The organism is Lacrimispora amygdalina, assembly GCF_900205965.1.
In the GTDB taxonomy this organism is placed as follows: domain Bacteria; phylum Bacillota; class Clostridia; order Lachnospirales; family Lachnospiraceae; genus Lacrimispora; species Lacrimispora amygdalina_A.
This window is the reverse complement of the sequence record NZ_OAOF01000009.1, coordinates 69,770-82,902: the sequence shown is the minus strand read 5'-3', so window position 1 is coordinate 82,902 and position 13,133 is coordinate 69,770. Positions and strand designations below refer to the sequence as shown.

The following is a 13,133-nucleotide window of genomic DNA, read 5'->3' as shown; positions in this document are numbered from 1 at the left end:
CCCTGTATGAGGTGAAATAAATAAAATGAATAGGAGAAAATAAAAATGGCAGATCTTGATAGCGTGAAAGTTGCACACAATTATTATACGGAAGTTCCATTTGAAAATAATAAGCCGTTTTACGTAAAAGGAGCCAATAATTTAGACTGGGGTATGAAAAAGCATCTGTCTAATATCTTTGATGAAACCAGCCATAATACGGTTATGTTTGCATTTGACCATGGATATTTTATGGGAGCTGCTGCAGGACTGGAACGTCTTGACCTGGTTATTCCTAAGATTCTTCCATATGTGGACGTTTTAATGGGAACCAGAGGGGCGATAAGAAGCTGTGTACCTGCTGCAGGAAAGAAAGGAATTGCTCTTCGTACAACCTCAGGCTCCTCTATGCTTGATGAAGATCTTTCCCACGAAATACTGGCGGTGGATATTGAAGATGCAGTCCGTCTGAATGCGGACTGTCTGGCGGTCCAGACTTTTATCGGAGCAGATGGGCAGCTGTCCAGCCTTGACAACCTTTCAAAGGCAGTTAATTCAGGCCTACGCTACAGCATTCCTGTTATGGGAGTTGTGGCAGTGGGTAAACAGATGGAACGCACAGACCGGTTCTTTAAACTGGCGACACGAATTGTTGCGGAGCTGGGAGCAAATATCATTAAAACTTATTACTGTGAGAATTTTGAAGAGGTGGTTGCTGCCTGTCCGGTCCCCATTGTAGTAGCAGGAGGAAAGAAGCTTCCTGAGAAAGAGGCGCTTTTGCTTGCCTATCAGTCTATCAGCCACGGTGCAAAGGGGGTAGACATGGGAAGAAATATATTCCAGAGTCAAAACCCCGTTGAAATGTGCGCGGCAGTCAGAAAAATTGTGCATGAAGGCTTTACTGATAAAGAAGCCTTTGAATTTTATCAGGAGATGGTGCACCGTTAATAAAAGAAGAACTGGTCCGGTATTTGGGGCAGTTCTTCTTTTTTCTGCATCAGAAAAGAAGATAAGCGCCAAAATAAATAATTGTTGCTTTCCTTATTATATGTTAAAATATTTCCATTGAATGAAGGAGGAATCAATTATGAAGCGACTGGAAACTGACCTCCATCTGCACCTTGACGGGTCCTTATCAATTGATGTGGTAAGGCTTTTAGCGGCGCAGATTGGATATGATTTTGAAGGACAGGATATAAAGGAATGTGTATCAGTGGGGGAAAATTGTGAAAGCCTTGTGGATTATCTTCATTGTTTTGATTTACCAGGGCAGCTTCTGCAGACAGAAGAAGCTTTGACACTGGCCTGTGAGGACCTGGTTAAAAGACTGGCTGACCAGGGACTGATTTACAGTGAAATCCGTTTTGCACCTCAGCTTCATATGAGAAAAGGACTTTCAAAGGAACGGGTTCTGGAAGCGGTTATAAAAGGGATGAATAAGGGAATGGAAGGCACCTCACTAAAAGCAGGACTTTTGCTCTGCTCCATGGTGAACGGATCGGATAAGGAGAATGAAGAGACCTTTGAACTGGCTTCTTCCTATCTTGGCAAAGGTGTGGTTGGTGTAGATATTGCGGGACCGGAAGGTCTTGTTCCCATGGCTCATTTTGAACCTCTCTTTCAAAGAGCCGGACAGAAGAATATCCCATTTACCATACATGCAGGAGAATGCGGAGACTGTGAAAACATTATAAAAGCAGTTTCCTATGGAGCAAAAAGAATCGGACATGGCTGTGCGGCAATTCAGTCCAAATCCTGTATGGACCTCTTAAAAAAGGAAAAAATTACCTTAGAGATGTGCGTAATCAGCAATCTTCAGACGAAGGCGGTTTCATCCATTGAGACCCACCCGTTAAAAGCTTTTTATGACTGGGGAATCCCGGTCACCTATAATACGGATAACATGACTGTATCAGATACAACTCTGGAAAAAGAGGCAGAACTGATCAAGAAGCATATGGGATTTACAGAAGCGGACTTAAGGCAGATGAACCGTTATGCGCTGGAAGCTGCCTTTATCGGAGCTAAAGAGAAAGAAAAAATAATTGCTTTTTTCGACAATCATACGTATAATGTATGATAACTACGTTTAAAAATCGGTGAAAACAGGAATGTTACAAAAAAAGGTGACGGTATATGGCAGATAATCCAATGATGGAAAATAATAAGGTGACTGAAATAGAAAAAGAGCATAAAGTGATGAAGAAAGTAGATGTTGATCTGGAGGCACCCGCTGATTTTACAAGCCCGCAGGCGCTTTATGAAGAGCTGGTGGCAAGCATAAAGAGGTATCACCCATCCGATGATATCTCCATGATAGAGAAGGCCTATCATATTGCAGCAGAAGCGCATCAGGACCAGGTGCGCAAATCCGGAGAACCCTATATCATTCATCCTCTTTGTGTTGCCATCATTCTGGCTGATTTAGAGATGGACAAAGAAACCATAGCTGCAGGAATTCTCCATGATGTGGTAGAAGATACCATTATGTCCTTAGATGAACTGAAAGCAGAATTCGGGGAAGAGGTAGCCCTTTTGGTGGATGGGGTTACCAAGCTGACCCAGATTTCCTGGTCTATGGATAAGATGGAGATCCAGGCGGAAAATTTAAGAAAGATGTTTCTGGCTATGGCTAAGGACATCCGTGTCATTATCATCAAGCTTTCAGACCGGCTTCACAATATGCGGACACTTCAGTATATGAAGCCTGAGAAACAGAAGGAAAAGGCGAAGGAGACCATGGAGATCTATGCTCCCATTGCCCATCGTCTTGGTATTTCCAAAATTAAGATTGAGCTTGACGATCTGTCTTTAAAATATTTAGAACCGGACACCTACTATGAGCTGGCTGAAAAAATATCACTGAAAAAAGATGCCAGGGAATATTTTGTAAAAAGCATTGTAGATGAAGTGGATGAACACTTGAAGGAAGCCGGGATCGAAGCCAGAATCGATGGCCGCGTTAAACATTTTTTCAGTATTTATAAAAAAATGGTTAACCAGAATAAGACACTGGATCAGATTTATGACTTGTTTGCAGTCCGCATTATCGTTGACAATGTAAAGGACTGTTACGCTGCCCTGGGCGTAATTCATGAGATGTATAAGCCAATCCCGGGCCGCTTTAAGGATTATATCGCCATGCCAAAACCCAACATGTACCAGTCTCTTCATACCACTTTGATCGGTAACAACGGTCAGCCCTTTGAGATCCAGATCCGTACGTATGAGATGCACCGGACTGCAGAATACGGAATTGCAGCCCACTGGAAGTATAAGGAGAGCGGAAGCGGCCAGGTTGCAGCAGGCAAGGAACAGGAGAAGTTAAGCTGGCTGCGCCAGATACTGGAATGGCAGAAGGACATGTCCGATAACAAGGAATTTTTAAATATGGTCAAGGGTGATTTAGACCTGTTTTCCGACAGCGTTTACTGCTTTACTCCGTCAGGGGATGTGAAGAACCTTCCCAGCGGTTCCACTCCCATTGACTTTGCATACTCCATACACAGTGCAGTCGGCAACAAAATGGTGGGTGCCAGAGTCAACGGGAAGCTGGTAAACATCGAGTATGTGATTGAGAATGGGGACCAGGTAGAGATTATCACCTCCCAGAACAGCAAAGGACCCAGCCGTGACTGGCTGAATGTGGTCAAAAGCACCCAGGCTAAGAATAAAATAAACCAGTGGTTTAAGACAGAGCTGAAGGAAGACAATATTCTCCGGGGCAAGGAGATGGTGGACCGCTACTGTAAAACCAAAGGTATTAATTATTCTGAGATCAACAAGCCGGAGTACCAGGGAAAGGTTATGAAACGTTACGCCTTCCGGGACTGGGATTCTGTGCTTGCCTCCATCGGGCACGGCGGGTTAAAAGAGGGCCAGGTCATCAATAAGATGGTGGATGAGAGGGATAAGAAGTTAAAGAAGGATGTAACGGATAATACCATATTGAATGACATTGAGGATATTGGCAGCAGACTTCCCCTTAAAAGACGTACCGGCAGCGGAATCGTCGTAAAGGGTATCCACGACCTTGCAGTCCGTTTCTCCAAATGCTGCTCTCCTGTGCCTGGTGATGAGATTGTTGGCTTTGTTACCAGAGGAAGAGGTATTTCCATACACAGAACAGACTGTGTCAATGTTTTAAATCTTCCGGAAGATGAGAGAAACCGGCTGATCGATGCAGAGTGGCAGGAGCCGGAGGGAGAGAGCACAAAAGAACGTTATTCTACGGAAATCAAAATTTTTGCCAATAACAGGATCGGTATGTTTGTTGACATTTCCAAGGTGTTTACTGAGAGGCAGATTGATATCACTTCCATGAATTCCAGAACCAACAAACAGGGAAAAGCCACCATTACCATGACTTTTGAGACACATGGAGTGGAAGAGCTAGGAAAACTGGTTGATAAATTGAGACAAATCGAAGGTGTAATTGACATTGAGAGGACTGCGGGATAACGCAGTTTTGGCTCTTTGTCAATAGTTGGGGTGGTATTCTGATATGATACCTCCAAAGTAGATAAGGTAAATAGCCAAGTCTACTTTGGAGGTGTTTTTATTGTCCGGGAAATACAAATATTCCTTCGGGCCGCAGGTGCAAGAACTCCAAAAAAGGTTGGCGGACACACAAATGGTTAAACCTCATATTATAATTACATATAATATTAAGGGGTAATAATTATATGGAAAAACGTTTGGCAGTATGGGGCTGGTGGCAGGGGCGGAACCTGGGAGATAATTGGATAAAACGTACTGTTGCAGGCTTATTTCCGGAAGCTGAATTTATTGATACAAGGGTCGTAGACTTTTCAGCTTATGATTTTGTTATATGTGGCGGAGGCGGACTGTTCATATATGATACAATAAGGCCATGGTTTAATTATTCGCAGAAAACACCTTATGGAATGCTTGGTCTTGGAGCAGAATTTCCACATATAACAGATCAGGCATATAAACTCAGCAGAAATGCGAAATTCTTTTATGTTCGTGATCAGTATTCACTAGACTGTATGAAAATAGGTGATATTGAAAGATCATATGATATTACTTTTGCATCACCATTAAATTTTTCAGACAGCGGAAACTTTGATATGAATAAATTGTTTTTTGTATGGCGCGAAGGTCTGGAGCTTTTATGGAACGAATCATTTCGTAAGTATATCTGCTATGAAAATAAAAAAGATGAATATAACCGGATCATAGCCGGGGAGTTTGATGAAATAACAGCCGATGATTTTCAAACATCCTGTGACGATATTGAAAAGCGAATCGGTAACTGCGGATTTGTGATCTCGGGAAGATATCACGGTATCGTTGCGGCGATACAGAAGGGACTGCCGTGCATTGCCATAGATATCTGTCCGAAGATACGCGCGCTTATGAAAGAATGTGATCTTGAAGAATACTGCATAAAGATCAATGAAACAGAAAAATTGAAGGAACTCATCTGCAAGGCAAAAAGTGAAAGCGAGATAATCAGAAGGAAACAGTTCCTATACAGGGATAAAGCGATTGTTGTAATTAAGAAGCATCTTACCAATGTAAAAGCCGCAGTTGACGAGGCGCTTAACTCTGTCCGGGTTCTGCAGTACGGATCATACTGGATGCAAGATAATGATGTGGTCAAGGTAATGGCGGATGATCTGGCAAAGATATGCGATTCCCGTGAGATAGATTTAAAGGTTTACACAAGAACGCCTGATAGCAGGGTTAAAGCTAAGATTTCAACGCCAAATGGTCATATATGCATCCTTAACACCGAAAAAGTCAGAAATGATGTTTTAAATTTTAAGCCGGATGCTGTTGTTTTAAATTCAGGAGGACTTGTGCTGGAGGACAGCGGCTTTAAAATGCTCTCGGAAATGGGAATCATCAGTGTTGGCATAGAACTGTCAGATCCGGATGTGTATCCATATAACGGAGCTTTTTATGCGAATAAATTCGATCTGTTCTATACCAACTCAAAGTATTCATTGGTAAATCAGTATGACAGAGAAAAGGTGAATATACACCTATTACCGTTTGCGGCATCGACAGACCATCATTTCTATATGCCGGAAATCGAAAGAAAGTTTGATCTGGTAGTAGTTGGTCATGCCCGTGAAGACAGACTTGGCGTAATGCGGGAGCTGAGCAAAAGATTTAAGGTCGGAATCTATGGCTGTGGATGGGAATCAGGACTTGGGGAAGTGCATGGAGAAGTGCATGGCGTCCAGCATACAAAGGCAATAAATGGGGGGCTTATGTACCTGTCATTTGCAAAAACAATTGCAGGCTATATGAACGTCAAAGTAGGACTTTTTGAGGCGATAGCATGTAATCAGGTCGTTATAACCAGTTATATAGAAGAACTAAACGATTATTTCGATATTGGCAAAGAAATAATCTGTTACAAGGATGACAGTGAGCTCCCCGGTATAATAGAATACTATCTTGAGCATGAAGAAGAACGGGAAGCAATTCGAAAAAAGGCATATGAAAGGTTCCTTATGGAGCATACCTATCTAAGCAGATGGAAGAAAGTAAAAGATGATATTAAATGCATAAAGAAAGTGAAGTTTTGAAAATGGAAGAGAAAAAAATGAATACTAAACTTTCCGATATTGAGTGGAGCAGGCTTTATGATCATTCATACGCTGATAACATTTATAAAAAAATAATGAACGGAAACTTAAGCGCACAGAGTGTGGAAATGCTTAAGCTCAGTCAATCAGGCGATAAGATACTGGAAATTGGCTGCGGAAGCGGAGAAACGATGGCATATCTTTCTAAAAATGGAAGAATATGTACCGCGCTTGATTTTCAGGAAGAGAGCCTTATTCTGGTCAGAACTTTATGCGAAAGGTTTGGCTGTATCGTAAGAACGGCAAAAGCTGATGCAAGAACTGTACTACCGTTTGAAGCACGGGAATTCGATATAGCATTCCAGGCGGGGTTGCTTGAGCATTTTGAAAGAATGGAACGCATAGAAATGCTCAGATTATGGAAGCCATGCTGTAAAAAAATGGTTTCTTTAATACCGAATGCGGCATCTCTGGGATATCGTATGGGAAAAGGCCTTATGGAGAAGAATGGCACATGGAGATACGGAAAGGAACTGCCGCAGTACTCGCTTGTCAGGGATTTTGAAGAAGCAGGTTATAAGGTGATTGATGAATATACGGTTGGTGAAAAGCAGTCGGTAAACTTTTTGCCAAAGACGCATTATCTGCGATTAGCATTAGAAAAGTGGTTTACAGAAATGGAAATCTGCGGAGATAATTGCGGTCAGGGATATTTGTTGGTAACAATAGGCGAAAATTGTTCTTGATATAAGAAATAACAATAATTAGAAAAGAGGTGCTGCCATAATATGAAAGATATTACGACAGTCTCCTTTCTTCAGCTTTCTGATAATTAACTTTTATTTTAGCATCTCATTAATTTTGCTTTGGAAAAAATCCTTATGCCAGGCGCTATTGCGCAGATGAATCAAATTTTTTAACCCCATTGCCCCATATTGTTTAATTAATCCGTTAAGATTGATGGAGAAGTTGTCATGCAAATCGTATCGCTGCAAATCAAGTCGCTGCAATGCAATAGCATGATAGACAACCGAATTATAATTTATCTTAGGATACCAATTCTTTTTTGTTCCATAGTAATAAAAATACCCGAGTAACAGACTGTCATCTTCAAAGGATTGTTTACCATTAAGGAATCGGGCATCGTAGCCACCTATTTCTTTCAATATTTTAGCCTTATGTATGCAGGGGTGGGTAAATCCGTGGACAATCTTATCGCAGCACAGCCCTGATAAAAAGCTGTCATATTCCTCCAAACTACTGGGGATTACGTACTTTGTATCTTCTAAATAAGGCAATTCCCCCCTTTTATTAACTATACCCACGCTCATCATAGGTTCATCATTATTGCTAAGAAAATCTAATATAGCATCTTCCCAGTGATGAGTAAATATCATATCCATGTGTAGTTCACTTATAAATTCAGTATCCGGATAATTGTCCCATATATATTGAAAACACTGCTGCCTGCTGACATTTATTCCTACATTGACTGCACTACCAATAACAATGCATTCTAAATCGAACTGTCGCAGGAAATCTTCAAGCTCCACATTTGATAGTGACCCCTGATTATACACCACCAATGTCCTAAAACTGCTTTTTTCCAGTGATTTAAGATTTTTCTCCGCCAGTTTAATATCTTCCGATTTTTTTTCTGGTCTTAGTAAAAATAAAAGTGTATGAATTAGTTTCAATTTCACAATTCCTTTTAATTTCCTTTTTAACACATTATATTGAATTGTTTATTAATCTATTCCAAATAGTTAGTGAGGTCGATGGAAGATGAAAAAGATTATGTTGGTCTTTGGCACAAGACCAGAAGCTATTAAAATGTGTCCCCTTGTAAATGAAATTAAAAACAGAATCGGCAGTAATACAATTGTGTGTATTACCGGCCAGCATAGGCAAATGTTGGATCAAGTGCTGGAAGCATTTAATGTTGTTCCCGATTATGATTTGTCTGTTATGAAAGACAGACAGACCTTATTTGATATAACTACCATTGTGCTCAATCGCATGAAAGATATTTTAGAGGCTGTAAAGCCGGAAATTGTTTTAGTTCATGGAGATACTTCGACAACCTTTGCTGCTGCACTTGCTTGTTTTTATCTGCAGATTCCGATAGGCCATGTGGAAGCGGGACTCCGTACTTATAATATATACTCTCCATATCCTGAAGAATTTAATCGCCAGGCTGTTTCGATTATAAGTAAATACAATTTTGCACCCACTATATTATCAAAAAATAATCTTATTAAAGAAGGTAAAAATCCGGACACAGTCTATGTAACGGGTAATACTGCGATTGATGCCCTTAAAACCACAGTAAGGAAGGATTATAATCATAACGAATTAACCTGGTCTGCAGGAAGTAAATTAATCTTAATTACCGCACATCGGAGAGAAAATCTTGGAGAAACGATGAAACATATGTTTCGGGCTATTCGCCGGGTGTTGGATGAGCGACCGGATGTGAAGGCAATATACCCTATTCATATGAACCCGATAGTCAGAGAAACTGCAAGAGGCATTCTGGGTGATTCTGATAGAATTCACATTATTGAGCCATTAGATGTACTGGATTTTCACAATTTTCTTAATCGCAGTTATTTAGTCCTGACGGATTCAGGTGGAATTCAGGAAGAGGCACCTTCACTGGGAAAACCGGTATTAGTGATGCGTGATACGACGGAAAGGCCTGAAGGCATTGCTGCGGGTACACTTAAACTGGTTGGAACCAATGAAGAAAATATATACAGTAATTTCAAGCTGCTTTTGGAAAACAAAGAAGTTTATGATAAAATGAGCCATGCGAGCAATCCTTATGGGGACGGATTTGCTTGTAAGAGAATTGCAGATATTCTGGAGGAATTATTTTTATGATAAATTAAATTATATTTCATTTATTCAACAGGGTATAACGGACTCCTGGCGAATAGATATTAGAGATGTTAAAAATGTAATGATATTATAATTATGTTAATTGCCATTGGAAAAAATGTAGCGTAAATAAATCTTTATGGTATAATTTAAATATGCAGATTATTATCAGGCAAAGCTTTTGTATGGGACTGATATACCGGTATTCACCATTTAAGCAAGTTAAAACGAATGAATGATAGAAACAGGAGATAATTAATATGAGCGATTTCAGAATTAAAACATACCAGGTAGGGCAGATCGGAACTAATTGTTATATCATTTTCCGGGAGCAGTTAAAAAGAGCGGTCATTGTGGATCCCGGAGATGAGGGTGCATATATTTTGGAACAGTGCAGGAAACTGTCTGTCACACCGGAAGCTATTTTTTTAACCCACGGTCATTTTGACCATATTATGGCTGTTAAGGAGATTAAGCAGGCGTTTCCGGAAGTGGTTGTCTATGCCGGAGAAGAGGAAAAAATGCTGCTTGCAGATCCGTCTGTGAACCTTTCCGACAATATGGGAAGACTCTGTTCATTAGCTGCAGACCGGTACGTGACTGACAAAGAGACGGTTGAAGCGGCAGGTATTAAAGCCGAAGTGATTGCCACTCCGGGTCATACACAGGGGTGTGTCTGTTATTATATTAAAAAAGAAGATGTTTTAATCAGCGGAGATACCCTCTTTTTGGAATCGCTTGGGCGGACAGATCTGCCTACAGGAGACCAGTTTACGATCATCCGTTCCATCAAAGAAAAGCTGTTTCCCCTTCCTGGTGATACCATGGTTTATCCGGGACACGGGGACGTAACTACCATCGGTCATGAAAAATCGTATAATCCGGTGGCATCATACAGAGGATAGGGAATAAAAATGATAGGTTTAATATTGGATAATCAATCCTTTGAACAGGACATCAGGGAGCTGCTTATGGCATTCTATCCCGGTGAACGGTTTCTCCATGAAGAGAATCCGGATGAAGAGTTCCGCCTTCTGGTACGCAGCGTGACGGGAGAGGACTTCTTCCAGCTGAGTCTGGAAGACAGGGAACATAAAATTACGAAAACGTCCAGTACAGAGGTGGACTTTTCCGACCGCTTTGAAACGAAAAACCGGATCAAGCGGATGCTTTATGGCATGGCGGGAGAGCTTACGGGTAAAGTGCTTCCATGGGGAACACTGACGGGGATCCGCCCGGTTAAAATTGCCATGACAAAGCTGCTGTCCGGAAGCGGAGAAGCGGAAGTATCAGATTATATGAAGGATACGTATTTCACCAGTGATCAGAAGGTGGAGCTAAGTCTGGAAATTGCGAAACGGGAGTTGGAGCTTTTATCTTCCATTGATTATGAAAAGGGCTACAGCCTTTATATCGGAATTCCATTCTGCCCCACAACCTGTCTGTACTGCTCCTTTACCTCCTTTTCCATCAGCCAGTGGGAAAAACGTATGGATGACTATCTGGAAGCCTTGTGGAAAGAGATGAAATTTACTGCCGGACGAATGGCCGGGAGAATTCTGGATACCGTCTATGTAGGCGGAGGAACACCAACCTCACTCAGTGCCGGGCATCTGGAGATACTGATGAGCAGGCTGAAGGAAACCTTTGATTTTACGAATGTAAAGGAGTTTACTGTAGAAGCCGGAAGACCGGACAGTATTACGGAAGAGAAGCTTCAGGTATTAAAGAAATACGGGGTGACCCGCATTTCCATTAATCCGCAGACAATGAAGGAAGAGACGCTTAAAGTGATCGGACGCCGCCATACCGTGGAGATGGTAAAAGACCGGTTCCACCTTGCCAGGTCTTTGGGATTTGATAATATCAACATGGATTTAATCATCGGACTGCCCGGAGAGGACTTAGAGGATGTGAGACGGACCATGGAGGAAATCAAATCTCTGGGACCTGACGGAATTACTGTTCACACTCTGGCAATTAAACGTGCGGCCCGTCTGAATATGTTTAAGGAACAATACGGGGATTTAAAAATCACAGGAACCCAGGAGATGGTTGATTTAACAGCATCCTGTGCCCGCAGCATGGGACAGGAGCCTTATTATCTCTACCGACAGAAGAATATGGCTGGAAACTTTGAAAATGTTGGTTACTCGGCTCCTGGGAAAGCCTGTATCTATAACATCCTGATCATGGAGGAAAAACAGACCATAGCGGCCTGCGGGGCAGGAACCTCCACCAAGGTGGTATTTCCTGCTGAGAACCGGCTGGAGCGGGTGGAAAATGTCAAGGATGTGGAGCAGTACATCGCCAGAATCGATGAAATGATCGAAAGAAAAGAAAAAATGCTTGCAAAATCAGAAATGTAATTTAAAATAGAAAGCATGATTTGCGATATCCATAATAGATAGAAAATAAAAAAACGGAGTGAAAAAAATGTCATTAAAAAAGAAACCGGTTACCGGAATGAAGGACATACTTCCCGCAGAGATGCAGGTACGGGAATATGTGATGAACCAGATTCGGGAGACGTACGGCGGATTTGGATTTAATTCCATTGAGACTCCCTGCGTAGAACACATTGAGAACCTGACCAGTAAGCAGGGCGGAGACAATGAGAAGCTGATATTTAAGATTATGAAGCGGGGAGAGAAGCTGAATCTGGATACGGCTCAGACGGAGAATGATCTGGTTGACAGCGGACTGCGCTATGATCTCACAGTTCCCTTATCCAGATATTATTCCAATAATGCGGCGGTTTTACCGTCCCCCTTTAAGTCCCTTCAGATGGGAAGTGTCTGGAGAGCTGACCGCCCGCAGAGAGGAAGGTTCAGACAGTTTGTCCAGTGTGATATCGACATTCTGGGAGATCCCACCAGACTGGCGGAGATCGAGCTGATCCTTGCGACCACCACACTCCTTGGCAAGATCGGATTTAAGGGGTATACCGTAAGAGTTAATGACCGGAATATCTTAAAAGGAATGGCAGCCCATTGCGGTTTTTCGGAAGATTCTTATGATCAGGTATTTATTATTCTGGATAAGATGGACAAGATCGGCATGGATGGCGTGGCACGGGAGTTAAAGGAAGCAGGTTATCCGGAGGAGAATGTGAGTAAATATCTGTCCCTGTTTGAAACTGTGACAAGGGATGCAGCCGGTGTAAGAAGCTTAAAGGAAGCGTTAGAAGATGCCATGGATCCGGAAAAGGCAGAGAATCTGGCAGCTATCATTGACAGTGTAAGCCAGATTACAACCAGCCAGTTTAAGATTGAATTCGATCCTACTCTGGTTCGTGGAATGTCTTATTACACAGGAACCATCTTCGAGATTTTAGTGGACGGATTCCCGGGATCCGTAGGCGGCGGCGGCCGTTACGATAAGATGATTGGTAAATTCACAGGTCTGGATACACCCGCATGTGGTTTTTCCATTGGTTTTGAGAGAATCATCACGATCCTTATGGAAGAGGGCTTTACCGTACCGGGAAGTGAAGAAAAGCTTGCATTCCTGATTGAAAAGGGAGTGAGCGATTCGGTCATGAATGAGGCTGTGAAAGAGGCCATGAGTGAACGCGCCAAAGGGAAGACTGTTTTAGTATCCCAGATGAATAAAAATAAAAAGTTCCAGAAGGAAAGCCTTCAAAAAGAAGGGTATACCCAGTTTAAGGAATTTTATAAAGAAGCACTGAAGGAAACAAATTAG

At 41.9% G+C, this 13,133-nt stretch carries 10 protein-coding genes; 9 read left to right on the top strand and 1 reads right to left on the bottom strand.

Annotated features, from left to right (window positions below; genetic code table 11):
• Positions 1-45 precede the first annotated feature (45 nt).
• The 5 genes from lsrF (at position 46) to CRO04_RS13555 (ending at position 7,291) form a co-directional block, all read left to right on the top strand.
• On the top strand, positions 46-927 hold the full coding sequence (lsrF, locus tag CRO04_RS13575) for a 3-hydroxy-5-phosphonooxypentane-2,4-dione thiolase (protein WP_097004795.1): 882 nt from the start codon (positions 46-48) through the stop codon (positions 925-927).
• A gap of 139 nt (positions 928-1,066) precedes the next feature.
• Positions 1,067-2,059: an adenosine deaminase gene (gene add / locus CRO04_RS13570; protein WP_097004794.1), complete on the top strand. Its 993-nt coding sequence runs from the start codon at positions 1,067-1,069 to the stop codon at positions 2,057-2,059.
• A 74-nt stretch (positions 2,060-2,133) separates the two neighbouring features.
• The gene (locus CRO04_RS13565) at positions 2,134-4,440 is read left to right on the top strand and encodes a RelA/SpoT family protein (RefSeq protein WP_097004898.1); all 2,307 of its coding nucleotides are present in this window, start codon (positions 2,134-2,136) and stop codon (positions 4,438-4,440) included.
• Positions 4,441-4,664: 224 nt separating this feature from the next.
• A complete protein-coding gene (locus CRO04_RS13560; protein ID WP_097004793.1) occupies positions 4,665-6,545 on the top strand; it encodes a glycosyltransferase family protein in 1,881 nt (626 codons plus the stop codon).
• A 17-nt stretch (positions 6,546-6,562) separates the two neighbouring features.
• Entirely contained in the window at positions 6,563-7,291 is a 729-nt protein-coding gene (locus CRO04_RS13555) for a class I SAM-dependent methyltransferase (RefSeq protein WP_166432559.1), read from the top strand.
• A gap of 93 nt (positions 7,292-7,384) precedes the next feature.
• Here the strand turns inward: CRO04_RS13555 and CRO04_RS13550 are convergent, their stop codons facing one another.
• Entirely contained in the window at positions 7,385-8,248 is an 864-nt protein-coding gene (locus tag CRO04_RS13550) for a hypothetical protein (protein WP_141400983.1), read from the bottom strand.
• 82 nt (positions 8,249-8,330) lie between these two features.
• Here CRO04_RS13550 and wecB point away from each other — a divergent pair, with 82 nt between their 5' ends.
• From wecB to hisS, 4 genes are all read left to right on the top strand, one after another.
• Positions 8,331-9,431, top strand: a complete 1,101-nt coding sequence (gene wecB / locus CRO04_RS13545) for a non-hydrolyzing UDP-N-acetylglucosamine 2-epimerase (RefSeq protein WP_097004790.1) — start codon at positions 8,331-8,333, stop codon at positions 9,429-9,431.
• 257 nt (positions 9,432-9,688) lie between these two features.
• A complete protein-coding gene (locus CRO04_RS13540; RefSeq protein WP_097004789.1) occupies positions 9,689-10,333 on the top strand; it encodes an MBL fold metallo-hydrolase in 645 nt (214 codons plus the stop codon).
• 9 nt (positions 10,334-10,342) lie between these two features.
• A complete protein-coding gene (gene hemZ / locus CRO04_RS13535) occupies positions 10,343-11,797 on the top strand; it encodes a coproporphyrinogen dehydrogenase HemZ (protein ID WP_097004788.1) in 1,455 nt (484 codons plus the stop codon).
• A gap of 67 nt (positions 11,798-11,864) precedes the next feature.
• Entirely contained in the window at positions 11,865-13,133 is a 1,269-nt protein-coding gene (gene hisS, locus CRO04_RS13530) for a histidine--tRNA ligase (protein ID WP_097004787.1), read from the top strand.